23 protein-coding genes and 1 riboswitch are annotated in these 25,795 nt (G+C 67.4%); of the genes, 13 read left to right on the forward strand and 10 right to left on the reverse strand.

The features are described 5' to 3' along the window. Positions 1-90 precede the first annotated feature (90 nt). Positions 91-1,443, reverse strand: coding sequence for an AlbA family DNA-binding domain-containing protein (locus AX685_RS18235; RefSeq protein ID WP_066491186.1), 1,353 nt, complete (start codon positions 1,441-1,443; stop codon positions 91-93). A gap of 22 nt (positions 1,444-1,465) precedes the next feature. After that, the gene (locus AX685_RS18240; protein ID WP_066491188.1) at positions 1,466-1,846 is read right to left on the reverse strand and encodes a thermonuclease family protein; all 381 of its coding nucleotides are present in this window, start codon (positions 1,844-1,846) and stop codon (positions 1,466-1,468) included. A 461-nt stretch (positions 1,847-2,307) separates the two neighbouring features. Here AX685_RS18240 and AX685_RS18245 point away from each other — a divergent pair, with 461 nt between their 5' ends. The 4 genes from AX685_RS18245 (at position 2,308) to AX685_RS18260 (ending at position 4,290) form a co-directional block, all read left to right on the forward strand. Then, complete coding sequence (locus AX685_RS18245) at positions 2,308-2,628, forward strand: DUF736 domain-containing protein (RefSeq protein ID WP_066491190.1); 321 nt, start codon at positions 2,308-2,310, stop codon at positions 2,626-2,628. 168 nt (positions 2,629-2,796) lie between these two features. Further along, on the forward strand, positions 2,797-3,024 hold the full coding sequence (locus AX685_RS18250; protein ID WP_066491192.1) for a helix-turn-helix transcriptional regulator: 228 nt from the start codon (positions 2,797-2,799) through the stop codon (positions 3,022-3,024). Continuing rightward, complete coding sequence (locus tag AX685_RS18255; RefSeq protein ID WP_066491193.1) at positions 3,017-3,610, forward strand: S26 family signal peptidase; 594 nt, start codon at positions 3,017-3,019, stop codon at positions 3,608-3,610. The genes AX685_RS18250 and AX685_RS18255 overlap by 8 nt, the downstream gene beginning before the upstream one ends. Further along, on the forward strand, positions 3,607-4,290 hold the full coding sequence (locus AX685_RS18260) for a lytic transglycosylase domain-containing protein (protein WP_082741080.1): 684 nt from the start codon (positions 3,607-3,609) through the stop codon (positions 4,288-4,290). Before AX685_RS18255 ends, AX685_RS18260 begins: the two co-directional genes overlap by 4 nt. 13 nt (positions 4,291-4,303) lie before the next feature. On the opposite strand, the gene AX685_RS18265 is transcribed toward AX685_RS18260, so the two are convergent. Beyond that, on the reverse strand, positions 4,304-4,618 hold the full coding sequence (locus tag AX685_RS18265; protein WP_312844738.1) for a hypothetical protein: 315 nt from the start codon (positions 4,616-4,618) through the stop codon (positions 4,304-4,306). Positions 4,619-4,976: 358 nt separating this feature from the next. On the opposite strand from AX685_RS18265, the gene AX685_RS18270 reads away from it, so the two are divergent. Beyond that, the gene (locus AX685_RS18270) at positions 4,977-5,336 is read left to right on the forward strand and encodes a hypothetical protein (RefSeq protein WP_066491195.1); all 360 of its coding nucleotides are present in this window, start codon (positions 4,977-4,979) and stop codon (positions 5,334-5,336) included. 344 nt (positions 5,337-5,680) lie between these two features. After that, positions 5,681-7,654 carry a relaxase/mobilization nuclease RlxS gene (rlxS, locus tag AX685_RS18275; RefSeq protein ID WP_066491197.1) on the forward strand — a complete coding sequence of 658 codons (1,974 nt, stop codon included), beginning with the start codon at positions 5,681-5,683 and terminating at the stop codon, positions 7,652-7,654. A gap of 5 nt (positions 7,655-7,659) precedes the next feature. On the opposite strand, the gene AX685_RS18280 is transcribed toward rlxS, so the two are convergent. Beyond that, the gene (locus tag AX685_RS18280) at positions 7,660-7,857 is read right to left on the reverse strand and encodes a hypothetical protein (protein WP_066491200.1); all 198 of its coding nucleotides are present in this window, start codon (positions 7,855-7,857) and stop codon (positions 7,660-7,662) included. A 259-nt stretch (positions 7,858-8,116) separates the two neighbouring features. Here AX685_RS18280 and AX685_RS18285 point away from each other — a divergent pair, with 259 nt between their 5' ends. Both AX685_RS18285 and AX685_RS18290 read left to right on the forward strand, forming a co-directional pair. After that, positions 8,117-8,494: a type II toxin-antitoxin system RelE/ParE family toxin gene (locus tag AX685_RS18285; protein WP_231792292.1), complete on the forward strand. Its 378-nt coding sequence runs from the start codon at positions 8,117-8,119 to the stop codon at positions 8,492-8,494. Next, positions 8,469-8,795 (forward strand): helix-turn-helix domain-containing protein, encoded by a 327-nt coding sequence (locus AX685_RS18290; RefSeq protein ID WP_066491204.1) that lies wholly within the window; start codon positions 8,469-8,471, stop codon positions 8,793-8,795. The genes AX685_RS18285 and AX685_RS18290 overlap by 26 nt, the downstream gene beginning before the upstream one ends. A gap of 140 nt (positions 8,796-8,935) precedes the next feature. Here AX685_RS18290 and dpdD read toward each other — a convergent pair whose 3' ends face one another. The 3 genes from dpdD to AX685_RS18305 are packed head-to-tail and all read right to left on the reverse strand — an operon-like array spanning position 8,936 to position 13,478. Continuing rightward, entirely contained in the window at positions 8,936-11,209 is a 2,274-nt protein-coding gene (dpdD, locus tag AX685_RS18295; RefSeq protein ID WP_066491206.1) for a protein DpdD, read from the reverse strand. Beyond that, positions 11,206-11,745, reverse strand: coding sequence for a phospholipase D-like domain-containing protein DpdK (gene dpdK / locus AX685_RS18300; RefSeq protein WP_066491210.1), 540 nt, complete (start codon positions 11,743-11,745; stop codon positions 11,206-11,208). The genes dpdD and dpdK overlap by 4 nt, the downstream gene beginning before the upstream one ends. Beyond that, a complete protein-coding gene (locus tag AX685_RS18305; protein WP_066491213.1) occupies positions 11,742-13,478 on the reverse strand; it encodes a hypothetical protein in 1,737 nt (578 codons plus the stop codon). The genes dpdK and AX685_RS18305 overlap by 4 nt, the downstream gene beginning before the upstream one ends. 208 nt (positions 13,479-13,686) lie before the next feature. Next, a riboswitch (cobalamin riboswitch) is annotated at positions 13,687-13,909 on the forward strand. A 127-nt stretch (positions 13,910-14,036) separates the two neighbouring features. Between AX685_RS18305 and AX685_RS18310 the strand changes: the two genes are divergently transcribed. The 3 genes from AX685_RS18310 (at position 14,037) to AX685_RS18320 (ending at position 17,137) form a co-directional block, all read left to right on the forward strand. Beyond that, on the forward strand, positions 14,037-15,020 hold the full coding sequence (locus AX685_RS18310; RefSeq protein ID WP_066491215.1) for a putative oxygenase MesX: 984 nt from the start codon (positions 14,037-14,039) through the stop codon (positions 15,018-15,020). 27 nt (positions 15,021-15,047) lie between these two features. Next, entirely contained in the window at positions 15,048-16,076 is a 1,029-nt protein-coding gene (locus AX685_RS18315) for a methionine synthase (protein WP_066491216.1), read from the forward strand. A 146-nt stretch (positions 16,077-16,222) separates the two neighbouring features. Further along, positions 16,223-17,137, forward strand: coding sequence for a LysR substrate-binding domain-containing protein (locus AX685_RS18320; protein ID WP_066491224.1), 915 nt, complete (start codon positions 16,223-16,225; stop codon positions 17,135-17,137). 3 nt (positions 17,138-17,140) lie between these two features. On the opposite strand, the gene AX685_RS18325 is transcribed toward AX685_RS18320, so the two are convergent. Further along, entirely contained in the window at positions 17,141-19,918 is a 2,778-nt protein-coding gene (locus AX685_RS18325; protein ID WP_066491226.1) for a TonB-dependent receptor plug domain-containing protein, read from the reverse strand. Between the two features lie 181 nt (positions 19,919-20,099). Between AX685_RS18325 and AX685_RS21275 the strand changes: the two genes are divergently transcribed. Both AX685_RS21275 and AX685_RS18335 read left to right on the forward strand, forming a co-directional pair. Further along, positions 20,100-22,004 carry an isoaspartyl peptidase/L-asparaginase gene (locus AX685_RS21275; RefSeq protein ID WP_231792293.1) on the forward strand — a complete coding sequence of 635 codons (1,905 nt, stop codon included), beginning with the start codon at positions 20,100-20,102 and terminating at the stop codon, positions 22,002-22,004. Continuing rightward, positions 21,982-22,443 carry an Lrp/AsnC family transcriptional regulator gene (locus tag AX685_RS18335; RefSeq protein WP_066491228.1) on the forward strand — a complete coding sequence of 154 codons (462 nt, stop codon included), beginning with the start codon at positions 21,982-21,984 and terminating at the stop codon, positions 22,441-22,443. Before AX685_RS21275 ends, AX685_RS18335 begins: the two co-directional genes overlap by 23 nt. Here AX685_RS18335 and AX685_RS18340 read toward each other — a convergent pair. Both AX685_RS18340 and AX685_RS18345 read right to left on the reverse strand, forming a co-directional pair. Further along, entirely contained in the window at positions 22,440-25,340 is a 2,901-nt protein-coding gene (locus tag AX685_RS18340; RefSeq protein WP_066491230.1) for an FAD-binding and (Fe-S)-binding domain-containing protein, read from the reverse strand. The two genes, AX685_RS18335 and AX685_RS18340, sit on opposite strands and share 4 nt — an antisense overlap. Continuing rightward, a partial coding sequence (locus tag AX685_RS18345) for a 2-oxoadipate dioxygenase/decarboxylase family protein (RefSeq protein ID WP_156445919.1) occupies positions 25,341-25,795 on the reverse strand: 455 nt, incomplete at its 5' end.

A 25,795-nucleotide genomic window follows, 5' to 3' on the forward strand; every position in this document is an offset into this window, starting at 1 on the left:
CGGTTCACCGCCCCGCCTTTCCTTCGCCCGGCGCCTTCAAAAATTCGGCCGCGCGCCTGCGCCCTACGGGCGGCGGCGCGCGGCAATTTTCTAGAAGTTTCCTTTGCGCATCTTGCCGAGTTCTTCGTTCACCAGCACCATCGGCAGATCGAAAACGTCGAACAGCGCATAGAGCGGCGCCAGCAATGGGTGGATGATCTCCGGCAGGTTGGGCGCAATGGATGTCGCTTCGACCGTCGTCCTCATCGTGATCGCGTCCTGCCGCGCGACATGTCCGTCGAACAGGAGTCGGTCGCCGGTGACGCTGGTCAGCGAGCGGCCTGCCAGCCCGCGATAATGGACGGCAAACGACACCGTCGCCGGCCCGTCGATGACGTTCGCCGCGAGCTTTTCGGCGTGGAGCAGGACCTCGCCCGCCCGCCAGACCGGCAGGGTGACGTCGAACAGCGTCGCGGGCGGCCGCTGTTCCAATCCATCCTCCTGATACCCGCGCAGCAGGAACGCATAGCCTTCCGGCGAAATCCGCCAGAAGTCCGAATGCGCGGCGTCACGCTGGCCGAACGTGCCCGGCTCGGTGTCCCCGCCGAGCCAGCATTCGACCACCCCGTCGATCGGATAGGGCTCGATGCCGCGACGCGTCGGAAACCAGAAAGGCGGCCAGCCGGTATGACGGGCGACGCTACGCTGCAGCAGTTCGGGCAACTGGCCGGGTGGAATGGCGCGGAGATCACCGCTCAACTCATAGGCGAAATAGTGGAATCCGTGCGGGCAACGCTCGGGGGCATCGGCGGGCAGATTCGCGACCAGTGCATCCCAGCGCGCGAGACACTGCTCGATCCATTGGTCGAGTTTGGCTGGCGCCGCCGGTAGCGCCGCGGCCGGAACCGCGCCGCTGATCAGGTCGCGAATCTGGTCGAGCATCTCGTCGCGGCGGTTGGCGAGACACCGCGCCAACAGCGCATCCCAGTCCTGTCCGCTCGTCGGCACCTCGCTGCGCGGGCCGGGCTTGCGGACATAGATCGCATTGTCCTGGACGATATTCCCGTGCGGACCGGCGCGCTTCGCCCGCACCGGCGAACGATGATCGCCCGGTACCACGACGACCGGAAAGAGCCGGTCATCCCCACGCGCGACGATATGGACCGCGCAATGAAAGGCCGGGTCGGAATAGTTCTGGACGATCCCGTTGATCACATCCTGCGTGTAGCCGTCCAGCGACGCGGGCCGCCCCTCCGCCTCGACGCACCCGCTCTCGGTCTCGGTGAGCCCGAGGAGAATGAAGCCGCCGCCGTGGTTCGCGAGGGCGAGCGCCGCCTTCGCGAAAATAGCCTTGGCATCATTGTCGTTCCTGAGGTCGAGCCAGTTCTTGATCTCGAGATCAAGGCTCTCCCGTGGGTCGATGAGAAGGTCTGCGAGGCGCTCCGGTGATAGCTGTATCGGCATCGAAATCATTCATATCGGCTGGCTAGCCGTGGCACCAGTCGGGCTTGCGCTGGCCTCGCGGCCACCAGCGCGCCGCGCCCAGCCGGACAAGCTCGCCGGCGACATCGCGGCCGTCCAAAGTTACGCGCGCGACGGTGCGACTGTAGCTCCGCCCGAGCCGCGCAAGCCGCACGGTGCGGCCCTGCAGCAGCCCGCGTGCGGTCGTCGTCGCCGCCCGTCCGGCCGCGATCTCGCGCCCGCATTTCGCATGGCCGGGCTGCGTCTCGGGCGCATCGATCCCGGCGATGCGGATGCGCTCGCCGCTCGCCAGCCGTAAGGTATCTCCGTCGATCACATAGGCGACCGACGCCTGCCGGGGAGGCGCAGCCGCGCCAAGCAGGAGCACCGCCGAAAGCGCGAACATCGGGGCTACGATCGGTCTCGCGCCGGCCGCGCCATTCCCTTGAGCTCGTTCGCGGGCATGCCGATCCACATCCATGACCGGGCCGCTATCGCCCATAGGCGGCGGGACAAGTACGCTTCGTGGCGGCCCCGGCGCGCCCGTCCCGGGACCTCGTTGCCCTTCATCGAGCATGCCAATGCCCATGCGAACAGGATCGTCCGGGCTGCCCGCGCCACCGTCTCCGGCTCCGTGGGCGTATGACCTGGAACGGGCGCCGGACCCGCCAAACCATCGCGCGGCGCGCTTATTTCCCCGCCGGCTTCGCCGGCTCCTCGCGGCCGCTCCGCTCCAAATAAGCGCTGGCGCTCCGGTCCTCCGCTGACGCTGCGGCCCTCGCGGGTTCGCGCGTCCGGCTCGGGCCCGTTCCTCCGGTCCGCCCATCGCCCGGAAACGGTTCGGGCGAGCAACCAAGGAGACGATCAATGCCCGCAATCGGTTATGTCACCCGCGACGGAGAGGGCTTCAAGGGCCAACTCAAGACGCTCTCGATCCGCACCGAGATCGAGATCCTGCCCAACCGCTCGAAGAGCAGCGACACGCAGCCCGACTATCGCGTTTCGGCCGGCGGCGTCGAGGTCGGGGCGGGCTGGGTCCGGCGCGGCGAGATGTCCGGCAAGGACTATGTCTCGCTGAGCCTCGCCGCCCCCGAGTTCGGGCCGCGCCGGCTCTACGCCAATCTCGGCCGCGCCGCCGGCCAGGACGATGACGACGCCTTCGCCATCATCTGGAACCCGGCCGACTGAGTCGGCAGCGCTCCCGTGCCCATGGCGCGGGAGCGCAAGTCCCCCAGAAATGGGGGGGGTCGAAAATGCATGCATCGATTTTCGACCCTGCCGGCGGCGGCGCGCTTGGGCCAGCTTGGGGCCACCGCGGCGATTGGCCGCACGACCCCAGCACCGGACCCGAACATCATGGACGATGACGCCGCCGCGCGGGCCAAGGCCGCGCGCGAATCCTGCCCGTTCCTCACCGCCAAGCAGACCGCCTTCCATCTCGGCATCGCCCGTTCGACGCTGAAGGCGATGCGGCTCGCCGGCAAAGGTCCGCGCTGCCGCCGCCACGGGCGGACCTGGCGCTACCATATCGACGATATCGAGGCCTGGTCGGCCGCGAACGCGCGCGGAAGCGACCATGGCTGATGCCCGTGACCTGCCGCTGTTCGCCTTCGGTGAGACGCTGCGGCGCGACCGGCGCCGCCGCCGGATGCTTCGCCGCCGCGGCCTCTGGCTTGCGCTCGGCGTCGCCGCGCTCGGCCTCACCATCGCCTTTCCGCCGCGGCCGCGCTTGCTCTGGAACGCGAGCGCGAGCGCGCCGATCGGCCTCTATCGGGTCGGCGCCGGGGCGGCTCCCATGCCCGGCAATCTGGTCGTCGTCTGGCTGCCCGAACCCGCCCGCAGGCTCGCCGCCGAGCGGCGCTACCTCCCGCGCAACGTCCCGGCAATCAAGCATGTCGCCGCGGTCGCGGGCATGCGCGTCTGCGGGATCGGCGCCGTGCTCACGATCGACGGCCATCCCGTCGCCGAACGGCTGGCCGCCGACCGGCTCGGCCGCCCGCTGCCGCGCTGGGAGGGGTGCCGGACGCTGCGTGCCGGCGAGCTGCTGCTCCTCAATCCGGCCAGCCCGGCCTCGTTCGACGGGCGCTATTTCGGAATCAGCCGGGCCTCGGACGTGGTCGGAACGGCGCACCCGCTCTGGACCTGGAGCGCCGCGGAGACCGGCGCATGATCCGGCCCCCCGCAGCGCTCTGGGCAGGCGCCGTCCTGCTGCTCGGCATCCCCTCGGCCGCCGCGCCGCAGGCCGACGACACTGCCGAGCGCGGGATTCCGGGCGACGCAGTGGCCCGCTGGCGCCCCTATTCGCGCGAGGCGTCGCAGCGCTTCGCCGTCCCGCTCGACTGGATCGAGCGGGTGATGCGTGCCGAAAGCGGCGGTCGCACCCATCTCGATGGACGTCCGATCGCCAGCCGCGCCGGCGCCATGGGGCTCATGCAGATCATGCCCGCGACCTGGGCCGAGATGCGTTCGCGGCTGCGGCTCGGCTCCGATCCGCACGATCCGCGCGACAACATCCTCGCCGGCACCTTCTACCTGCGCCTCATGTACGACCGCTTCGGCTATCCGGGCCTGTTCAGCGCCTACAATGCCGGTCCCGGCCGCTATGCCGCCTATCTCGCCTCGCGACGCCCACTACCGGGCGAGACGCGCGCCTATCTCGCGATGGTGACAGGTACAAGGACGGGCACGCCTTCCCGGTCATTACCGTCGCTTCCGCAGCAGTCGCCACCAACCTTGTTCGTGGCACTTCGGGCTGGCGGTGCGCCCGCGGAGCCATCGCTGCCGCACGCGGGTACGCAGGCTTTCGGCAACCTGTTCGTGTCACTGTCGTCTGATCGTCCCGATCGATAGACGATCGGGCGGCTCAGTGCGGCCGCGTTCCCAGGAATGCCTTCGTGCGGCTCCGGCCTTCCGCGGCAATGATCGCCTCTTCGGCGTGCGCGCATTCGTCGCCGCGTACCGTGCCCTCGCGGCAACCTGCGACGATTTCGCGCGCCTGATCGAGATTGGCGGCGAAATATTGGGTGGCGCGTGGAGCCGCGACAACCCCAGCAGCCGGTCCGATGACGGGGCGCATCATGAAGCCAGCCGCAAAGCCGATGGCGAGCGCGACGACTATGATGACGATGGACCTGCCCTGTTTCATGACCGTGAAACTCTGGCTGATGACGATCTGCATTCTACTTAAATTCCATGATATTTCAAAAGCGAAGTCACCGTCAGATCGGACGGATGGAAGCGGCGGCGCACGCATTCACCGGCGGCTCGACTGCGGTGAGGTGGGAGGGCTCGTCTCGGCAAGGCCCAGCATGACGGGCGGCGGAGCGGCTGTGCAAGGCCGGCGGCCCCTCCAATTTTGCTGCGAATTGGAGCGTGCTTCGCACGCGCTTTTGTTCGTCTCGGCGCAACAAAATCGGTTCCTCCGCCGCCGCTGGCGCGGCGCTCCGGCTGCGCCTCCGCGGCCCTGACAGCCGCTCCGCCGCCCGTCGCGCGAGGTCTGTCCTCGATGAGGAGGACTTCAAGCGAAGGAGGCGAACATGACCATGTTTCAACCCATCGGCGTGGCATCGGACCGCGTGTTGGCAACACTCGTGGCTGGACTCGAAATCGAGTTCGGACACGGTGCGGGCGAGGCGCTCGCACAGCGATTTCTCGAGGCTGAGGAGAGCGATTTCCTGTGGGATGCGCGTGTGTCGGAGCGCTGGCTCGGGACCTATGAAGGCGCCGATGAGGAAGATTTCGAGCTCGATCGGGTGGCGATCATGGGCCACTTGAATGGCCGCTGGTTCGTCGCGGTGAGCATCGTCGATGGCGATGGAAACGCGCACGGATTGACGGGGCGGCGCCATTTCCGGAGCGAACGCGCGGCCCGCCAAGCCTTCGCTGTGACGCATTGATCGGCCGAATCGAAACGCCGGGACAAGGGTGCCGGACAGGCATCCGCGTCCCGGCTTCTTTTTGCCTCGGCTCGGGCGACATCGGCAGGCGTCGGGAAGGCCAAAACGGGCGGCAGAAAGGGTTCAGGCGGGGGGCGGCGTAAGGCAAGATAAAGCACCGGCACCCCTGGCGCCGTAAGTGTTTGCCTGCACATCATTTTCCGGGAAGCTGAACGGCACTGCCGCCTGGCGGACGGTGCCATCGGCGCCGGAAACCGCGGAAATCCGCCAGTTCCAGCGGCACCGGTTTTCATGCGCCGTCGCGCAAGGCATGATTGCCGCGGGGCGCCAGACGGGATCGACCGATGGCGACGGAAGACGACTTCGAACCGCGGCTCGGCCGCATCCGCAGCCGCGGCGGCAAGCGCGGGCGAACCTATCTTTCGCGCGTGCTCGCCGCCACGAATCTCGCGCGCGGCGGCCCGGGCCGAAGCGGCTCCTATTCCGCCACCCGGATCGGCCGCGGGGCTGGCGTCGGACGGCTGCTCGCCCGGCGTGACCGCTACGCCGCTTTTCGCCAGCGCCGCGTCATCGTCAAAGCGCGGCTCGCGAAGCTCGCCGGCAAGGGCTTCGCCGGCGCCCGCGCGCACCTGCGCTACGTCCAGCGCGACGGCGTGACCCGCGACGGACGGCCGGGCGAACTCTACGGCCGCGACGCGGATACCGTGGACGGCAAGAACTGGCTCGATCGACAGGCCGCCGACCGCCATCAGTTCCGCTTCATCGTCTCGCCCGAGGACGGCGACCAATATGCCGACCTCAAGGGCCTGACCCGGCGGCTGATGGCGCGGCTCGAGCAGGATCTCGGTACCCGGCTCGACTGGGTGGCGGTCGATCACTTCAATACCGGCCATCCGCACACCCATGTCATCGTGCGGGGAAAGGACGAACGCGGCCGCGATCTCGTTATCGCGCCCGACTATCTGACCCGCGGCATCCGCGAGCGCGCCGCCGAACTCGTCGACTTGGATCTTGGGCCGCGTAGCGACCGCGACATCGAGGCGCGGCTGCGCGCCGAGATCGACCAGGAACGGCTGACCGGCATCGACCGCCGGCTGATCGGCGCGATGGATGCCGACCGCGTCGTGGCCGCATCGGCGCGCGAGCCGTTCCAGCAGAGCCTGCAGGTGGGCCGCTTGGCAACGCTGGCCCGGCTGGGGCTGGCGGAACGCCTGCCCGAGGGACGTTGGCGCCTCGCCGAGGGCATCGAGGATACGCTGCGCCGGATGGGCGAGCGCGGCGACATCATCCGCACCCTGCAGCGCGCCTATACCGAGCGCGGCATCGTGCCGGCCGCGGCCGATCTCGCGATCTATGAGCCCGCCGCCCAGGACGCGCGGCCGATCACCGGCCGCGTCCTCGAGCGCGGCCTGTCGGACGAGCACAAGGATCGCCACTATCTGCTGGTCGAGGCGACCGATGGCCGCACCCATTATGTCGACATCGGCAAGGGCGAGGCGCTAGCGCCGCTGCCGGCCGGCGCGATCGTCCGGATCGCCCCCGAGCGGCCGGCGATCCGGGAGGTGGACAGGACCATCGCGGCGGTCGCCGCCGCCAATGGCGGGCGCTATACGATCGACGCGCATCTGCGCCACGACGCAAGCGCGACCGAGGCGTTCGCCGAGACGCATGTCCGCCGGCTCGAGGCGATGCGGCGCAGGTCCGGCGCGGTGGAGCGTTTGAGCGACGGCAGCTGGACCATCGCGCCCGATCATCTCGACCGCGCCGCCGCCCACGAGGCGGCCCGCGCCCGGGAATCCCCGGTACGCGTCGAGACGCTGTCCGCCGAGCCGCTCGAGCGGCTGGCCGGGGCCGATGCCGCGACCTGGCTCGATCGCGAGCTCGTCACGTCCTCGCCCGCGCCGCTGCGCGAGGCCGGGTTCGGGCAGGCGGTGCGCGAGGCGCAGCGGCAGCGCCGGCAATGGCTGATCGCGCAGGGTCTTGCCGAGGAGCAGGGGAACGGCACGACCTTCGCAACCGGCCTGATCGACACGCTGCAGCGGCGCGAGCTGCTCCGTGTCGCGGCGCGGCTTTCCGACGAGCTCGGGCTGCCCTTCCGCGAGACGCCGGAAGGCGCCCGCGTCGAAGGCATCTATCGCCGTCCGGTCGACCTCCTGAGCGGGCGCCACGCGCTCATCGAGAAGAGCCGCGAGTTCACGCTGGTGCCCTGGCGTCCCGTGCTCGGCCGGCACGTCGGCAAGTCGGTGTTCGGCCGCGCTCGGGGCGACGGCGTCAGCTGGACGATCGGCCGCGGCAGGAGCGGGCCGGTGATCTCGTGACCGACCTAGAACAGGCTCGGCTGCGCCTCGCGGTCGTACAGCAGATGCGGGCGCGCGTTCTGCGCGGCTTCGACGGCGCGGCGATAGTGGATGGTGCCGTATCGCTCGGCCTCTTCGAAACCGACCGGCGCCAGCTCTTCCGTCGGAAAGCAGGCATCGTAGATCGCACGCGCGGCGGCGCGCAGGCAGACATCGTGCTGCATAGCGAGCTCCAGGATAGAACGAATCGCCACAAGGGGCGTTAGACGGGAGTTAGAACATTAGAAGAACAAATGGCAAGTCCGGCTGCGCTTGAAGGCGCGCGAACCTTGCCTCGGTTGACCCGCAGGGAGCGGTGCTCGACGGTGTCGAGCGCGCCGCGCATGAATGATCCGCCGATGCTTACGCTCACCCTTGAAATCGTAGCTCTAAGGACTACACTATGAATCGCAGTGACGGCCGGACGCGCCCATGACGGTGCTGATGACCAAGACGTTCGCGCGCTTCGCCCGCAAGGCAGGCCTCGCGGATGTCAGTCTTGCGAAGGCGGCCGCCGAAGTGGCGGCCGGAGAATTCGATGCCGATCTCGGCGGGCACGTCTACAAGCAGCGGGTCGCCCGGGCCGGTGGAGGAAAGTCAGGCGGGTTTCGGACGATCATTCTGTTCAAGGTCGGCGGGCACAGCTTCTTCGCCCATGGCTTTGCCAAGAACGAGAAGGCGAACCTCACCGCTAAGGAACTGAAGGCGTTGAGGAAGCTCGCCGAGGTGCTGCTGGCCCTGTCGGATGCCGATATCGACAAGGGCATTACCGCGGGCGAGTTTGTGAAGGTGGAAGATGACGACGAAGCGCAGGAAAGCTGAGAGCTCTATTCTCGCGTCGGTCCACGAGACCGCAGCCGGGCTCCATGGCGCGGGCCTGATCGACAAGGCCACTATGCGCGAATTCGACGCGCTCTGTCTCAGCCCGGTCGAGCCGCTCGCGCCGGAGGAGATTCGTGCGCTGCGCGAGCGCGAGAATGTCTCCCAGCCGGTCTTCGCCCATTACCTCAATGTCCGAAAGGATGCGGTCAGCAAATGGGAGCGGGGCGAGAAGCGGCCGGATGGCCCCTCGTTGAAGTTGCTGAACCTGGTCAAGAACAAGGGGTTGCAGGCTATCGCGTAAATCGATCGGATCTACTGCGCGTCAAAGAGACCACCAGAGCGGGTGGGCTACGCGCCCCCTCCCAAGGTTGAGCGCGCTTGAGTGGCCTGTTCTCTCGTCCGTGTATGTCGTTTGACATCATCGCAAAGCGGCAGCGGCGATCACCCGAGATGGTCCAAGATGGCTCGCAAGATGCTGGCCGTTCCCTTGCCCGGCGCCCAGATCGGCTCCCTGCCGGCCAGCGCATCCTTCACGCAGTAGAATGCTTGGTGGCTGCTACTCTTCCACGCGAACACGAACAAGTCGGCGGCCTTGGCTAGGCTGGTAAGCTGCGCCGTCGCAACCAGATCCGAGTTCACGACGACCTTGCAGCCGGGAAACAGCTCTTCCAGCGCCGCCTTGGCCCGGCTGCCGGCCGCCTCCGCCAGCGTGTAGATGCCGATCGTCTTGCCCTCGAGGCTCGGCAGAGCGGCCGATGATGTGTCAGCGGCATCCGCCTCCCGCTTCAGCGCACTGACGGCCTCCGGCCCGACGCCATAATCTTTCGCCAGCGTCTCGATCGGCACGAGATCCGCGGGGACGAGCCGGTGGGCAAAGGTGGTCGCTTGGCCGAGCACCTGCAGAAACAGCCTCAGCCTGGCGTCGCGCGCCTGATCCGAGGGACTCGGCAGGATCGCGAGTGCCTCACTGACATCGAGGCTCCATGGCAGATAAGCGTAGGACCCGATGCGCTTCTGCACATCTTCGAGGTCACCCATCAGCGACACATATTCCGACGACGACAGCCCTTGCTCGATCTGCAAGCTCGTCAATTGGGCGAGCAGGTCCAGATCCGCTCGCGACAGTGCGTCGTCCATCGCGATCAGTAGAAACAGCAGAGATGCGATCGGCTTGGCTGCCGATGACACCTTCGCGTCATCGGGGAAGAAGCTCGCGAAGATCTGCGGAACGGCAGCACGAGCGATCAAGCCAGCCTCGCCGTCGAGACCACCGACTATATCGGCGAACTGCTGCGCGAGCGGGCCGCTGTCTCTGACCTCTGACGCGTCCCAACTCGTCGGAGCAGATTGCGCATCGCGCTCGGCGGCGGGGAGATTTTGGCCTGCCCGCAACTGTTCCGCCCACCGCAACCAGGGATTTGCCGTGGCTGCGCTCGTCGGTTCGGCTTGTCCGGGCGCGGCATCGTCGGCCTGCGACTGCTTCAGGCTCTCGATTTTCGCCGCGACGGCGGGCGCCAGGGAGTCGAGGATCGCCGGATCGGAATCTTCCAGTAGCGTAAGGAGACGATCCCGAGCTTCGTCGGTCCCGATCGTGCCCACGCAGGACACCAATCTGCTGATGGCCTTCCTGCTCGGCGGCAGCCGCATGTAGAATTCGAAGGCACGATCGATCTGCCCATCGTCGAAGGCTTCGTCCGCTTCGTACAACGTCGTGGCAGATGCGGGTGTGGGCTCTGCGACAGGCACCGACTCGAACACCGCCATGTCCGTTCCCGCAGGTAACAGCGCGAGGAGCGAAGCGACGATCGTCGGGTCGGGACTGGGTTGCAGCTGCTCGAACAGCGCAAACGCCTTGACCACGCGTGGCGCACGAATGCCCCGACGCGACGCAAACAATTTGGGATACGGTGTCGCGACGTGAACCGCGAAGGCTTCGCGCAGAGCGGCCGGATCGCCGCTCGCTTCCGCCTCGTCGACATAGGTGCGGTAGAGTGCCTCGATCAGATCCGCGAGAATCTGCGGCGGAAGCGCGAGATCCGCGAGTGTCTTGATAAGCCAGTGGTCGCGCGCAATCTGCGGCCAGAGGCCAAGACCAGCGCTCAGCCGCACGTCGAGATATTTGAGGTTCTCCTCGTTGAGGCGTCCTGTCTGCTTCAACTCGGCGATCATTGCCTCGGCTTGCGTCTCGTCGCCCGCCAGCAGCGCCCGTTCGAAGTCGCCACGGATCGCGCCGACCGGGCGGATCCGCGCGCGTGTCACTCGCGGCCTTCGTTCGAGCAGCGCGGCAAAATCGTTCAAGCGCGCAGCGATCGTTCGCATCGCCGCGGCATCGGGACCTGTGAAGCGATAGACGGTTCCACCGAAGCGGCTGCGAAGCGCCGCCGCCATCGGGTCGGCGGCATCGCTCGGCACTCGCTCGAAGCGGCTCAGCCAGGTCGGCCCGAGCCATGCATTGAGCTCGTCCCCGAGCTCATATCCGCCGGCGGAGCCCTGCGTGGTGGCATACCACCCGGTGACTTCCCCGCCGCGCACGAACGGAAGAATGAGCGGCGCGTTGGTCCGCCCAGTGCCGAGATGCGCGAGCCACCGCCGAACCTGATCCGCCTGTTCCGTAGGCGCCGATCCGTCGACGAGCGATGTCCAGCTCAGCTCGTTGGGAGATGCGAAGAAGCGTTCCAGCCATTCTTGCTCACGCGCGGGCAGATCCTCGATCATGCGGCCGTGCCCACATAGGATTCGAAATTGATCCGCGCTTCGGCGAGCGTCTTCGGCGTCGTGTCGTAGACCACCATCTCGTCGTTCAATTCGAGGCCGTTGTAGGTGAGGTTCATCGACCCGGTGAGCAGGCCTCGCTTGAGCAACACGCCCTTGATGTGAAGATGCTGACGCCGGACGACGCACAACTTGTCGCCGAGGCCGGCCTCGTCGGCCGCCGTGGCGAGCGCATCGATGAGCGGATCGTTGTGACCGTCCAGGCTCGTCGCGATGCCGAGCGCCGTACCGCGCGCCATGACGTCGGTCAGAACCTCCACCAATCTGATCTCGCGGCTGCCCCACTCCGGGTTGATCGAACCGAAGCCGCCCGCCCGATTGTCGAACAGCACCACGTTGCTGATCCAGGGGCTGACCAGCCAGGCGCGCTCTCCGCCCGGTGCGAGGAGTTCGCCGAGGAACATCATCTGCAGCAGCTCGCGGATGAGGTTCTGGCTGGTCACCGCGCTCTTGAAGATCCGTCGTGTCTCGAAGCTCATTGCAGCGCCTCCGCGACATCGAGATCGACGTGGAAGGCGTTCTCCACCCGCCGTACCGCCTGAACGCGGGCAAAGACCGATAGATAGGCCGACTGCACCGGGTTGGTCGCCAGGAAGCTCAGCGCGTCTGCCAAAAGCGACGAAGCCGCCATCGGGCAGACCAGAGTCGCCGCGCCGACATCGGCCAGACGATCGAGGCAAAGATCCTGCCAACCGTCAGCTTCGAGATCGATCAGGGCGGCATCCTCCGCCAGATAGGTCCGCAACAGCAGCGGATCAGGCGACGGCAGATCGGCAAATGGCGAATAGGGCCGGAGGCCCGACTGCCGAATGTGCGCGCCGCGCGGCCAGAGCAGGCCGTAGATCACGCCGAATCGCCACTGATCCGGATTGACCGTCGGCGGATCGATGCCAGCGAGGGCGAGCGCCGCATCGATATCGTCGGAGCGCGCCAGGCGATAGGCGAGCACGCGGGCATCCAGTTCGATGCCGAGCCGTGCTTCCTCGGCGTCCCACAGCCGCACCGCGTCGAGGAAAAACGCGTCGCTGTCGCTGCTCGATCCGGGCCGGAGAATACGGTTGGCGAGCGCGACGATGAACGCGTGAAAGGTGACGAAACCTTCCTCTGCGAGCGCGTGACGCAACGCGGTGAAACTCGCATGGCTTTCCTCCGCGCCCGAGGCATGCCGGAACGCACGCGTCGCGGTTGGCAATGGATCGTCGGTGTCGCCCTCCACGACCGAGGCGAGGAAGCGACCGAGCTGATAATCGCTGAGGGAGAAGTCATTGTCGCGCAGCGCCGCCGTCATCAGGCTGAAGAAACGCCGCGGGTCCTCGACATATTGACGCTGCGCCTCTTCGATCTGCCCGTTTCCGCCCGGCGTCATCTCGCTGATCCAGATTTCGCCATCGGGCGCGCCGGCGAGCACGTCATCCTCTTCCCGCGGGCCCGCCGTCACATCGAGGATCAGACTGTCGCCGTCGATCTGCGGACATAGGCTGGTAATGGCGCTGAGCGCAGCCGCGCCGACGGTCGAAGCATATCGCTCGCGCAGCCATGGCTCCCAGCTCGCGTCGATCGGCGTCCATAGGATCGCAGCCAGGTCAAACAGGCTGGCCACCACTTGCCCGTCGGCGAGGAAGCCGGCGAGATCCTGACGCAGCTTGTCCTGCTGGTTGCCTTGGGCATTGGCATCATCGACGATCGCCGACTGAAACAGGATGTTGAGCGTCTGATCGAGGGTGAGTTCGGCGTTCCCGTCCGCCAAGCGTGTAGCCGCTTCCCGCAACGAGATCCCACGCGCCATCGCTTCGTTGCTCAGGGCTGCGAGCATCAAATGTGCCAACCAATCGCGTGCGAATGGATTGTCCACCCGTTCGCCGAGGGGCCCGTGCAATGCCTGATGGTGGAATCGCGCCGTGCGCATCGCCCGATAGCGCGGGCCCGAGTCCGGTCCGAGGTTGGACCACAAGGCATCGGGGAACCGCAGACGGAGGCACATCGCGTCGACCGCGAGACCGAACCCGAGCGCGGCTGCCTCTCCTCCGACCTCGAAGCGGAACTCCTTGGTGAGCGATCCGCCGTCGCGGAAGCGAATGCCCGCGTCGCTCCCAAGCGCCATCCGGCGGACCTCGATCGGGCTCAGTCCCTCGTGGGTGTAGAACCGCACGTCCCCGATCAGCGATGTCCAGGGGCTGCCGCGCGGCGGATCGAGCGCCATGCCCTGATTCATTCATCCATCGCAACCGGAGACCGACCGGTGTCGTCGCGCATGAGCGCAGGTGAAGCAACCGGCGGAGTTACGCCCCGTTGCTGTTCGCGCCCGGCAGCAGGTCAGGCCTCGCGCTTCAAGGCAGGCCGGCGCGTCGAGTGAACCCGTCATCAGGCATCAAGATATAAAGATATCTTTATATATCGCTTGACGCCGATGGTTCGATGATATTCAATCAGCGTGTCGAGGTTCCCCATCCCAGGCATGGCGATGGGGCTAAGACGGGAAGCCGGTGGTGTCCTTCAGGGCAGAATCCGGCGCTGCCCCCGCAACTGTAAGCGGCGAGTAGCGGCTCCATTTTGTGTCACTGGGTTCTCGCAAGGGGCCTGGGAAGGCCGGAGCCGCCGCGTTGACCCGCAAGCCAGGAAACCTGCCTTTCGACGCCATAACGTTCCTCGGACGGGGGTTCCTCCGGTGGATCGCGCTTGATGCTTGCAGTCCGTGGTTTGCCGCCATCCGGGCCTGTTCATGCCTTGCGCGCTTTCGCCTGACCTTCCGCCCGCAACGCCTGGGTGAGTCATGACGAATAGCGGCTTCACATTCTCGATCAGCAGTATCCCGTTCGACGAGGATTATCGTCCGGCCGACAACACGCGCATCACCACGAACTTCGCCAATCTCGCGCGGGGCGAAAGCCGCCGCGAGAATTTGCGCAATACGCTGGTGATGATCGACCGCCGGTTCAACGCGCTGATGCATTGGGACAACCCCACGGGCGATCGCCACGCGGTAGAGCTGAAGATCATCTCTGTCGCGCTCCGCACCGCGGGTGGCGGGGGCGACGAAGCCGTCCCGCTGATCGAGATGCTGCACGCGACGGTCACGGACAGGACGAGCGGCGAGCGCACCGACGGCATGGTCGGCAACAATTTCTCGTCCTACCTGCGGGACTACGACTTCAGCGTCGTGCTGCTCGATCACGTCAAGGCCGCAGGGGGCGGCGCGCCGGAGGATTTCGGCGACCTGCACGGCAAGCTGTTCAAGCGCTTCCTGGAGTCCAGCGCCTATCGCGACACCTTCCGCAAAGCCCCGGTGATCTGCCTGAGCGTATCGAGCAGGCACGTCTATCACCGGACCGCCAACGTGCATCCGATCCTCGGCGTCGAGTACCGCGACGACCGGCCGTCCCCGACTGACCAGTATTTCGCGAAGATGGGTATGAAGGCTCGCTACTTCATGCCGCCGCACAGCGTGGCGCCACTCGCCTTCTACCATATCGGCGATCTCGTCAGCGACTATACCAACCTCGAACTCGCCAGCACGATCGCCACGATGGAGACCTTCCAGAAGATCTACCGTCCCGAAATCTACAATGCCAATTCCGTGGCGGCGGAGCAGTACCGGCCGAGCCTGACGTATCAGGACTATTCGCTGACCCGCATCATCTACGATCGCGAGGAGCGCAGCCGGCTTGCCGTCGAGCAGGGCAAATTCGCCGAAGAGAACATCATCAGACCGTACGGCGCGGCGCTGAAGCGCTGGTCCGCGACCTGCGGCCTCTGATCCCCACGACACGAAGGAATTTGCATCATGACGACATTGTTGCCGACGACGACCGCGGGTAGCCTGCCGAAGCCATCCTGGCTGGCCCAGCCCGAGACCCTGTGGTCGCCGTGGAAGCTGGAGGGCGAGGAACTGGTCGCGGGCAAGCGGGACGCGCTGCGCCTGGCGGTCGACGATCAGCGGCAGGCGGGTATCGATATCCTGGGCGACGGGGAGCAGACCCGCCAGCATTTCGTGACGACCTTCATCGAGCACCTCGACGGCGTCGACTTCGAGAAGCGCGAGACGGTGCGTATCCGCAATCGCTACGATGCCAGCGTGCCGACGGTCGTCGGCGCCGTCTCGCGCCCGAAGCCGGTGTTTGTCGACGACGCGCGCTTCCTGCGTGCGCAGACCGATCGACCGATCAAGTGGACGCTGCCCGGGCCGATGACGATGATCGACACCCTGTACGACGGACATTACCGGAGCCGCGAGAAGCTGGCCTGGGAGTTTGCCCGAATCCTCAACGAGGAAGCGCGCGAGCTGGAGGCGGCCGGGGTCGATATCATCCAGTTCGACGAACCCGCCTTCAACGTCTTCTTCGACGAGGCGAACGACTGGGGCATCGCGACGCTGGAGCGCGCGGCCGAGGGGCTGAAGGCCGAGACCGCGGTCCACATCTGCTACGGCTATGGCATCAAGGCCAATACCGACTGGAAGAAGACCCTAGGTTCCGAATGGCGCCAGTATGAGGAAACCTTCCCGAACCTCCAGAGGTCGAAGATCGATATCATCTCGCTGGAGTGCCAGAATTCGCGCGTGCCGATGGACCTGATCGAGCTCATCCGCGGAAAGAAGGTGATGGTCGGCGCGATCGACGTCGCGACGGGTACGATCGAGACACCGGAGCAGGTCGCCGAAACGCTGCGCCATGCGCTGCGCTTCGTCGATGCCGACAAGCTCTACCCGGCCACCAATTGCGGCATGGCGCCGCTGTCGCGCGAGGTCGCCCGTGGCAAGCTGAAGGCCCTGGGTGCGGGTGCGGCGATCGTCCGCAAGGAACTGGCCGCCTGAACGACAACGGCGTGGTCATCGTCGAGAGAGATACCGCCCGAACCCGCGCCGCGGCCGGTGCGAATGACGCTCTTTGTGGAGCCGCGCCGAAACGCCTATGAGAAGGGGGCGCGTCAGCCGTCCTTCCACCGTAACTCGTCCAGGTCATGCAAGCCGATCCCAACGACGTCCACCGCCGCGAACTGCCGCCGCTGACGGCGCTGGTCAGCTTTCTTGCGGCGGTCGAGACGAGCAGCTTTTCCCGTGCGGCGCAGCGCATGTCGTTGACCCAGAGCGCGATCAGCCGGCAGATCGCCCTGCTGGAGGGGTGGCTCGGCGTCGCCCTGTTCGAGCGCCGGGGGCGGCGGGTCGCTCCGACCCCGGCGGCGATCGCTTACGCCGAAGCGGTGGCGCCGGCGGTCGAGCAGTTGCGCAGCGCCACCCGACGGCTGCTGACCCCGGTGGCGGATCGGGCGCTGACCATCGCGACATTGCCCAGTTTCGGGATGCGATGGCTCGCGCCGCGCCTGCCCGGCTTGAGCGCTCGCCACCCGGACCTGCTGGTAAATATCGCGGCGCGATCCCACCCCTTCGACTTTGCGGAGGAGCGGTTCGACGCCGCGATCCACTTCGGTCTGCCGGACTGGCCGGGCGCCGAACATGCGCTGCTGTTCCACGAAGATGTCGCGCCCGTCTGTTCGCCCGATTGGTTGGCACGCCATCCGGTGGTGCAGCCGGCCGACCTGCTGGCGCACACGCTTCTGTCGCTACAGTCGCGGCCGGCGGCCTGGGCCGACTGGTTCGCCGCCGCCGGGCTGGCCGACGCGGCGATCGGTCAGGGGCCGGTCTACGAACATTTCCTGATGCTGGCGCATGCCGCGGCAGCGGGCATGGGCATGGCACTGATCCCGACATTCCTGATCCGGCCCGAACTGGCGTCGGGCGCGCTGGTGATGCCAATTGACGTCACCATGCGCGGGCCGGAGGCCTATTACCTCGTCTGGCCGCGCGATCACGGCGACGGCCCGCTGTTCGACCGCTTCCGCCGCTGGCTGCTGCACGAAGCCGCGGCGGAAGCGTGAGGGTTACAGCGGCCTGCCGCCGGTCTTCCACGTCAGTTGCAGCGCGAACGCCCGTCCGACGCCGTCAAACCACGAAATGTCGTAATAGGGGTAGGAGGCATAGGTCGGGTCGAACACCGGCGCCTGGTCGAACAGGTTGGTGACGGTCCCGGTGACGCGCAGCCGCTCGTTCAGGTCGTAGCGCGCCGACAGATTGAACATGTAGCTGGCCTTGATGTACGCGTCCTGATCGTAATTGGGCAGCTTGCCCAGCCGCATCCCGGTGAGCGTGGTCGAGAAGTCGCCCAGGCTCCACGTCAGGCTGGCGGTGCCCTTCTCACGCGGGATGTCGTAATTGCTGTCGACCGCGAACTGGTTGATGACCGGATCGCCGGGGTACTGACGCACCGTGTGGTTGAAGACATAGGTGTAGCCGCCTGACAGCGTGAATTCGCCGATCGCGGCGGTCGGCAGGCGGAAATTGGCGGCCACGTCGATGCCGTCGGTGGTTTCCTCCGCGACGTTGATCGGGTTGACCCGCACCGCCTGCAACTGCCCGGCCAGCGCGCCGCTGGTGTAGCGCTGGACGCGGGCGATGGCATCCTGGCAGGTCGGCGACGACGGATCGGCCCCGCCGCCGGCGCGACAGGTCGATTCCGCGCGCAGCAGCGCGTCGATGCTGAGGTCGCGGACCTGATCCTTCATCTTCACCCGGAAGTAATCGACCGACAGGTCGAGCCGGTTCGACGGTTGCCACACGACACCGGCGTTGAGCGACGTCGAGGTTTCGGGCTTGAGCTGACGATTGCCGGTCTTGCGGGCGATGATCGTCTGGTCGGAATAGCTGCAGTCGCCGATCGTCTCGTCCGGCTCCTCCACCCGGCACAGATAGTAATCGGTGGCCGACGGGTGGGTGTTGCCCGGGCCGCGGAAGACATAGTTCAGATCGGGCGCGCGGAAGCCGGTGCCATAGGCGGCGCGCAGCAGCAGCCGCTTGGTCGGGCGCAGTTCGCTGCCGATATTGTAGGTGAACCGGCCGAAGGTGTTGTCTGCGATGTGGAAGGAATCGTACCGGCCGGCGGTGCTCAGTTGCAGGAACGACAGCACCGGCACGCGGAATTCGTAGCCCAGGCCCCAGCGGCTGCGCGATCCGCTGCCGTCCGAATCGACCAGCCCGACGTAGTAATTGGTCAGCGTCAGCGGATCGGGGCGAAGGTCGTAACCCTGTTTGCCCACCTCCGCGATGAAGGCGGCGCCGACCGGGCCGGCGGGCAGCTGGAACAGGTTGGTCGTGTTGAGCGAGCCGGCCAGCGTGTCGGTCCACGACCGCGGGCGATAGAGCGAGTCGACCGAGATCGAGCGATATTCCTCCGGCGTCAGCGGCTTGTAGAGGCGACGCACGTCGGCGTTGAAGATCGCATAGCCGGTGGCCGGATCGACGCCCTGCTGCTGCCCAAGGAACAGCGCGTTCGATTTCGAGATGACGATTTCGGGGAAGGTGACGCGGGAATCATATTGCGCGTGGTTGAACGACACCTCGTACTTCCAGCGACCCTTGTCGCCGAACTCGCCGCGGATGCCCGGCGTGATGTTGAAGGTGATCGACCGGTTGCGGGTCATGCCGTTTTCGAACCCGCCGATTTCCTCCGGCGTGAACTGGCGCGTCCAGTTGTCGAGCTGCAACCCGCTGTCGGTCGCGTCCGGCGCCAGATTGGGGTTGAAGAAGGTGCCTTCCTCATTCCCGTCAGGCGACACGTAATACCAGCTCTTGACCCGGCGAAACAGTTTCAGCTTCGAATAGCTGAACTGAAGGTCGGCAAACAGCTCGGCCCCGCCGCCCAGGTCGTAGCCCATCGAGCTGTACGCGGTGACCGATTTGCGGTCCGAAATCATCGTGCCGTAGGCGACCGATTCGTTGCTGCCGCAGAACTGCCCATAGCGGCGGCGATTGGCGTAGTAGATCGTGCCCTGGTTGAGCGACGACAGCGCGCTGCACGTGGCCTGCCCCGGATCGATATAGTTGGAGTCTTCGTCCGACCGCAGGAACGTGCGCTGCGCCAGCGGCGTCGCGGTGGTGGGATTGTCGGCGGTCGAATCCTGGCGCTCGCGCTGATACTGCCACAGCGGACGCTGGTTCAGCAGCTCGATGCCCACGACACCATGGAACCGGCCGGTGTCCCAGCCGGTCGTCGCCATCAAGCGGTACGCCTCACCCCCGCCATGCTGGGTGTCGTTGTAGCGCAGGTCGATGCGCGTGCCGTCCGCCTTGGTCTTCAGCTGGAAATTGACGACGCCGGCGATCGCATCGGACCCGTAGATCGCCGAGGCGCTGCCGCTCAGCACCTCGACCCGTTCGATCAGGCCGACCGGGATGTTCGAGATGTCGGTGAAGTTGCTGTTGCCCTGGAACGGCAGCGGGAAATCGGCGATGCGCCGCCCGTTGACCAGCACCAGTGTGTGGTTCGGGCCGAGCCCGCGCAGGTCGACCTGCTGCGCGCCGGGGCTGAAGCTGGCGCCGGACGCGCTCTGCTGTCCCTGTGTCTCGCCGCCGTTCTGCGTCACGCCGCGCAGCACATCGGGGACGCTCTGGAAGCCGCCGCGAAGGATGTCGTCGGCCGTAATGACGGTGACTGGCGCCGGGCCTTCCTTCTGCACGCGCGGGATGCGCGAGCCGAGGATCACGATCTCTTCCGATGCGGTGTCCGCCGGGGCGCTGCCGGGCAGTTCCTGCGCCATCGCGCTGCCCGCCATCGCCATCATCCCAGCGCCCGCCAGCCAGCGTGCGACCCCATAGCCCCGCATTATAATACTCCCCAATCATACCCCGTTACGCAATCATAATGGCATGGACTTTCGTCAAATTGGAATATAAAAATAGCACATTGAGCGTGCGATCTGTTGTTTTGATGGGAGTGTGGCCTTGCGGCACGGCGTGTTAGGCATCGCATTGATATGTGCGGGAACCGCATCGGCTGTTCCGGCGATGGCGGAGCCGCGGGGCACGCAGCAGCCGGCGGCGGTCGCGGGCGCGCGCTTCTTCGTGACCGGCGATCCGGCGAAACCGCGCCGCGCCGCTCCGTCGCAGGCGCTGATGCTGCTGGGCGGCGGCGACTGGGACAGCCAGGCGTTCCAATGGTTCGCGAAGAAGGCCGGATATGGCCATATCCTGATCCTGCGCGCGTCGGGCGATGGGGAGGGCGGGCGCGAGATGTTCGCCGAGATGGCGGGGGTCGCGTCGGTATCGACGATCCTGTTCACCGATCGCGCCGCCTCCACCGATCCGCGCGTGCTGGCCGCCATCGCGAAGGCCGACGGCATCTTCCTGGCCGGTGGCGACCAGGCGAAGTACGTCCGCTTCTGGCAGGGGACGCCGGTTGCGCGCGCGCTGGACGCGCATGTCGCGGCGGGCAAGCCGATCGCCGGCACCAGCGCCGGCCTCGCGGTGCTGGGCGGCACCGCTTATGGCGCGATGGACGGCGGCAGCATCGATTCGTTCAGGGCGCTGTCCGACCCGATGGGCGATGCGGTGACACTGGTGCGCGATTTCCTGCACATGCCGCACCTGGCCCATGTCGTCACCGATACGCATTTTAACCAGCGCGACCGGCTGGGCCGGTTGATCGCGTTTGTCGCGAAGGCGCGGGCATCGGGCGATCCGCAGGCGATCGGGCTGGGGGTCGATGAAAAGGGCGCGTTGTGCGTCGATGCCGATGGGCAGGCGGTCTATCGCGGGCCGGCGAACACCCATGCCTGGCTGGTCCAGCCGCAGGGTGTGCCCGCGCTGGTGCCGGGCAAGCCGCTCGACTGGGCGAACATCCGCATCACCGGCATCGCCCCGGGCGGCACGATCGACCTCGATACGCTGGCGGTGCCGCGGCCCGCGTTCGTCGGCACGGCGAAGGTGGTGGCGGGCAAGCTGATCGACGCTCCGCTGCCGCCGGGCGGGCATTGGTCGCTGGCGATCCATGGCGGGGCGGGGGTGATCCCCCGGGGGGCGCTGACGCCCGAACAGGAGCGCGCCTATCGCGCGGGGCTGAACGCCGCGCTCGCTGCCGGATCGGCGGTGCTGGCGAAGGGTGGCACCAGCCTGGACGCAGTCGAGGCGGCGGTGCGCGTGCTGGAGGACGATCCGCATTTCAACGCCGGGCGCGGTGCGGTGTTCGACGCGGAGGGAAAGAACCAGCTGGACGCCGCGATCATGGACGGCGCGACGTTGCGCGCGGGCGCGGTCGCGGGGGTCGGCACGACGAAGAACCCGGTCATGCTGGCCCGTGCGGTGATGGAACACAGCCGCCACGTCCTGCTGAGCGGGGTGGGCGCCGATCAGTTCGCGCGCGAACAGGGGGTGGAGCAGGTCGACCCTGCCTATTTCCGTACCGACAAGCGGTGGCAGGAATATCTGTCGTGGAAGCGCGATGAGGAGCGCGCCGCGCTCGATCCGACGCACCGTTACGGCACGGTCGGCGCGGTGGCGCGCGACCAGCGCGGGCATCTGGCGGCCGCGACCTCGACCGGCGGGCTGACCGGCAAGCGCTGGGGACGGATCGGCGATACGCCGATCATCGGCGCGGGCACCTATGCGATGGACAAGACCTGCGCGGTGTCGGCCACCGGCACCGGCGAATTCTTCATCCGCCAGGTCGCCGCGCGCCAGGTCTGCGACCGGATACAGTGGAGGGCGCAGGACGTCGCCACCGCCGCAAGCGCCACGATCGGCGAGGTGGGCGAGATCGGCGGCGACGGCGGGTTGATCGCGATGGACGGCGACGGCCACATCGCCTTCGCGATGAACAGCGACGGCATGTATCGTGGTAGCGTATCGGATGACCAATCCCCACGTACCGCCATCTATGCGGGAGAAACGGATGTCGGCCGACGCCCCGAGTAATCCCAGCAGCTCGAAGCGCGAACTGGACGCTCGATTGCTGGCACTGTTGCGGCAGGATTCGCGCGTTCCGGTGTCGGAACTGGCGCATGTGCTGAATGTGTCGCGCGCGCACGTCTATGCCAGCATCTCACGCATGGAGCAGGACGGGACGATCGACGGGTACACCGTGCGCCTCGGCGAGGCCTATGAACGGCGCACCGTGCGCGCGCACGTCATGATGACGTCGCATCCCAAGCTGATGGTCGAAACGCAGGAGGCGCTGGCGGCGATCCCGGAGCTGACCGGGCTGCACGCCATCGCGGGCGAGTATGACATGATCGCGATCGTCGAGGCGTCCAGCCTGGAGCGGCTGAACGATGTGATTGACGCGATCGGCATGATGCCGGGGATCGACCGCACCACCTCCGCGGTGATCCTCGCCACCCGGTTGCGGCGCTAGGTCAGGATCCGGTCGATCAGTTCGACCGGGTGCAACGGTCGTCGGCCGGTCATCCGTGCGGTCTGGCATCGGCACGAAAAGCCCGTCGCCAGCACCCAGTCGTCGCGTGTCGCCTCCGCCCAGCTCAGCGCGAAGATCTCTTTGGACAGGCGTTGCTGCGCGGTTTCGTGGCCGAACAGGCCGGCCATCCCGCAGCAGCCGGTCCTGACCGGTTGCGCCGCGATGCCGAAGCGAGCCAGCGCGGTCGCCCAGCCCGCCAGCGCCAGCGGGCGTAGCGCCTGTTCGGTGCAATGGCCGAGCAGGCGATAGGGGCCGAGCAGGCGACAGGGCTCGGCGCCGCTGTCAACCTGGCGCACGGGGTTGTCGTGCGCCAGCACCGATTCCAGTCCTGCGACGTCGACGCTCTCGCCGGTCAGTTCGGTGAATTCCTGCGAGAACATCAGCGCCGTCGCGGCGTCCAGGCCAACCAGCCGCACCCCGGTGGCGGCCAGCTCCCGCGCCTCCGCGACACGGGCGCGGGCGATGCGGGCGAAGCGATCGCGCATCCCGATCAGGTGCAGCGCCTTGCCGTTGCTGCGCGCCGGCAGCCGCATGACGGTAAAGCCGCAGGCGGAAAGGACTCGCGCGGCGGCCGTCAGGACGGTACCGTCGAAGCTGGCGGTAAAACTGTCTTCGACCAGCACGACGGTGGTCGCCCGTCGTTCCGGCGGCAGCGCCGCGACCGCCGCGGTGGTCGCCACCGGCGGCAGCGTGCGGGTGTCCGCGACGGCGAAGCGTGGCAGGTCGACATAGCCGAGCCGTGCCAATGCCGCGCGCGCGGCGCGGGTGCCCAGCATCAGGTTGGCGACCGCGGGCATCCGCCGCGCGACGGCCAGCATCGGTTCCATCCGCGCGAGGACGTGGTGGCGCAGCGGCCGGCGTCTGGTGGTACGCGCGGCGAAACGCGACTTCATCGTCGGAATGTCGACCTTGACCGGGCAAAGCGTGGTGCACGCCTTGCACGACAGGCAGGTCGACAGCGATCGGCGCGTGTCGGCGGCGATCGCGTCTCGCTCGGCACGTTCCGCCGGCGTCGGATCCGCGATGGAATCGAGGCGCGCCCAGCTGCGCAGCAGGGCGGCGCGGCCCTTGGGGGATTGCGCGCGATCGCGTGTCGCCTTGTACGACGGGCACATCACGTCGAGCGCATCCCAGGCGTGGCAGGCGCCGTTGCCGTTACACGCGACCGCGCGGTCGAATGCCTGGGCGTTGGCGTCGGCAATGTCCCGGTCGGCATCGGCGCGGAGCGGCACGCCGTCGATGCGGTCGACCGCATGTCCCGCCGGCGCGGCCAGCTTGCCGGGATTGAGCCGGTTGTCGGGATCGAAGACGGTCTTCAGTTGCACCAGTTCGGGGTAGAGATCGCCGAAGAACAGCGGCGAATATTCCCCGCGGAACCCGCGACCATGCTCGCCCCACAGCAACCCGCCATAGGACTTGGTCAGTTGCGCGACCGCATCGGAGATCGGGCGGATCAGCGCCGCCTGGGCGGGATCGCGCAGGTCGAGGAACGGGCGGACGTGCAGGCACCCCACGTCGGCATGGCCGAACATGCCATATTGCAGGTTGTGACGGTCGAGCAGCGCGCGGAACTCCGCGACGTAATCGGCGAGCCGTTCGGGCGGGACGGCGGTATCCTCTACAAAGGGGATGCCCTGTCGCGCGCCGCCGAGCCGTGCGAGCAGCCCGACCGACTTTTCGCGCAGCGACCATAATTGCCGGATCTGTGCGGCGTCGCGCACGATCCGGCAGTCGCCCGCCGGCCCGATCACGGCCAGCCGGTCCAGCCCCGCCGCGATGGCCGCATCGTCGTCGCCGGTGAATTCGACGAAGTTCATCGCCGCGACCGGCCGGTCGCCCGTGCCGCCCAGCAGCGCTTCGACCCCGGTCCAGATGATGTCGGACCGCGCCACGCCCAGGATCTTGTCGTCGATGATCTCGATCGCATCCGGCCCGGCGGCGATCAGGCGCTGGACGTCGCGCATCGCGCCATCAAATGTGTCGTAGCGGATGACCGCCAGCGCGCGCCGCCGCGGCCGCGCTGCGACGTTCAGCGTGATCGAGCGGGTCAGCGCCAGCGTCCCTTCCGACCCGGCCAGCAGATAGCCGAGGAAGAACCGGTCGGAGCCCGCGTCCCACGTTCGTTGCAGGTTGTAGCCGGTCAGCCCGCGGTTCATCCGCGGGAAGATCGCCGCGATCTCATCGGCGCGGGTGGTGACGATGCGCAGCACTTCCCGGTGAATGTCGGCGACGATCCCGGTGCCGCGCGCGATCTCCTCCGCCGCGGCGCGGGTCATCGGCTCGGCGCGCCATGACGTCCCGTCCGCCAGCGTCAGGTCGATCGCGGCAATATAGTCGGACGTCTTGCCCCAGCGGCGCGATCCCTTGCCCGACGCATCGGTCGCGACCATTCCGCCGATCGTCGCGCGGCTGGCGGTCGACACCATCGGCGGGAAGAAGCGGCCGTGCGGGGCCAGGAAGGCATTCAGCTGGTCCAGCACCACGCCGGGTTCGACCACGACGGTGTTCGCGACCGGATCGAATGCGCCGATGCCGCGCATGTGGCGGCCGAAATCGACGATCACCCCGGTGTTCAGCGACTGGCCGTTGGTGCCCGTGTCGCCGCCCCGCGCGGTCAGCGACAGTGGCGCGCCCGATCGCCGCAGCGCCTGCACCAGCGTGGTCACGTCGTCGCCGCTGCGCGGATAGACGATCGCGGCGGGCAGCAGTTGGTAGATGGAATTGTCGGTCGACGCGACGTGCCGTGCGCCGACCCCGCTTTCCCGATCGCCGCCGAAACCGGCCGCGCCCAGTTCGGCGAACAGCCGCGCGACCGCCGCTCCGGTGGCCTCCGCCATCTACGCCGCCGCCCGGCCCGGCAGGTCGCGGATCCGTGCGATGGATTGCGCCTCCAGCTCGGCATAGAGCGCGAACGGATCGCGCACCGATGCGCCCAGCGCCGCTTCGAACGCCGCCCGGGCGGCAGAGGCGGCATAGCTGCGCTGTTCGTCGTCGCCGAGGTTCGATTGGAAGATGCCGGCCGCGCTGACCGGCAGAAAATCCTCATAGACGATCGGCGTGGCGTGGACCTGGCCCGCCGCGATCCAGTCGGCCGGATCGCCGGCGGGGACGGTGCCGACGCCACCGACCGGCTCATAGCGGAAATAGGCCAGCCGGCGGTCGCGCAGCGCATCCTCCGTATCCGGGAAGTCGGCGAAGGCGGTCGCCAGGCGCTCGGCATAGCTGCCGTCTGTGCCGGTGCGCGCCTGTTCCAGCAGCCGGTCGTATAGCGCGCGACCGGCGGGGGTCAGTG

The organism is Sphingomonas sp. CCH9-F2 (assembly GCF_001556735.1).
GTDB lineage: Bacteria > Pseudomonadota > Alphaproteobacteria > Sphingomonadales > Sphingomonadaceae > Sphingomonas > Sphingomonas ginsenosidimutans.

What these genes read in the sequence shown, in the direction of transcription:
- AX685_RS18245 (WP_066491190.1), top strand. Translation starts at nt 2,308, where the DNA reads ATGCCCGCAATCGGTTATGTCACCCGCGACGGAGAGGGCTTCAAGGGC.
- AX685_RS18260 (WP_082741080.1), top strand. Translation starts at nt 3,607, where the DNA reads ATGATCCGGCCCCCCGCAGCGCTCTGGGCAGGCGCCGTCCTGCTGCTC.
- rlxS (WP_066491197.1), top strand. Translation starts at nt 5,681, where the DNA reads ATGGCGACGGAAGACGACTTCGAACCGCGGCTCGGCCGCATCCGCAGC.
- AX685_RS18290 (WP_066491204.1), top strand. Translation starts at nt 8,469, where the DNA reads ATGACGACGAAGCGCAGGAAAGCTGAGAGCTCTATTCTCGCGTCGGTC.
- AX685_RS18315 (WP_066491216.1), top strand. Translation starts at nt 15,048, where the DNA reads ATGACGACATTGTTGCCGACGACGACCGCGGGTAGCCTGCCGAAGCCA.
- AX685_RS18270 (WP_066491195.1), top strand. Translation starts at nt 4,977, where the DNA reads ATGACCATGTTTCAACCCATCGGCGTGGCATCGGACCGCGTGTTGGCA.
- AX685_RS18255 (WP_066491193.1), top strand. Translation starts at nt 3,017, where the DNA reads ATGGCTGATGCCCGTGACCTGCCGCTGTTCGCCTTCGGTGAGACGCTG.
- AX685_RS18240 (WP_066491188.1), bottom strand. Translation starts at nt 1,846, where the DNA reads ATGTTCGCGCTTTCGGCGGTGCTCCTGCTTGGCGCGGCTGCGCCTCCC.
- AX685_RS18320 (WP_066491224.1), top strand. Translation starts at nt 16,223, where the DNA reads ATGCAAGCCGATCCCAACGACGTCCACCGCCGCGAACTGCCGCCGCTG.
- AX685_RS18280 (WP_066491200.1), bottom strand. Translation starts at nt 7,857, where the DNA reads ATGCAGCACGATGTCTGCCTGCGCGCCGCCGCGCGTGCGATCTACGAT.
- AX685_RS18310 (WP_066491215.1), top strand. Translation starts at nt 14,037, where the DNA reads ATGACGAATAGCGGCTTCACATTCTCGATCAGCAGTATCCCGTTCGAC.
- AX685_RS21275 (WP_231792293.1), top strand. Translation starts at nt 20,100, where the DNA reads ATGGCGGAGCCGCGGGGCACGCAGCAGCCGGCGGCGGTCGCGGGCGCG.
- AX685_RS18265 (WP_312844738.1), bottom strand. Translation starts at nt 4,618, where the DNA reads ATGCAGATCGTCATCAGCCAGAGTTTCACGGTCATGAAACAGGGCAGG.
- AX685_RS18340 (WP_066491230.1), bottom strand. Translation starts at nt 25,340, where the DNA reads ATGGCGGAGGCCACCGGAGCGGCGGTCGCGCGGCTGTTCGCCGAACTG.
- dpdD (WP_066491206.1), bottom strand. Translation starts at nt 11,209, where the DNA reads ATGATCGAGGATCTGCCCGCGCGTGAGCAAGAATGGCTGGAACGCTTC.
- AX685_RS18250 (WP_066491192.1), top strand. Translation starts at nt 2,797, where the DNA reads ATGGACGATGACGCCGCCGCGCGGGCCAAGGCCGCGCGCGAATCCTGC.
- AX685_RS18285 (WP_231792292.1), top strand. Translation starts at nt 8,117, where the DNA reads ATGACCAAGACGTTCGCGCGCTTCGCCCGCAAGGCAGGCCTCGCGGAT.
- AX685_RS18335 (WP_066491228.1), top strand. Translation starts at nt 21,982, where the DNA reads ATGTCGGCCGACGCCCCGAGTAATCCCAGCAGCTCGAAGCGCGAACTG.
- AX685_RS18325 (WP_066491226.1), bottom strand. Translation starts at nt 19,918, where the DNA reads ATGCGGGGCTATGGGGTCGCACGCTGGCTGGCGGGCGCTGGGATGATG.
- dpdK (WP_066491210.1), bottom strand. Translation starts at nt 11,745, where the DNA reads ATGAGCTTCGAGACACGACGGATCTTCAAGAGCGCGGTGACCAGCCAG.
- AX685_RS18235 (WP_066491186.1), bottom strand. Translation starts at nt 1,443, where the DNA reads ATGCCGATACAGCTATCACCGGAGCGCCTCGCAGACCTTCTCATCGAC.
- AX685_RS18305 (WP_066491213.1), bottom strand. Translation starts at nt 13,478, where the DNA reads ATGAATCAGGGCATGGCGCTCGATCCGCCGCGCGGCAGCCCCTGGACA.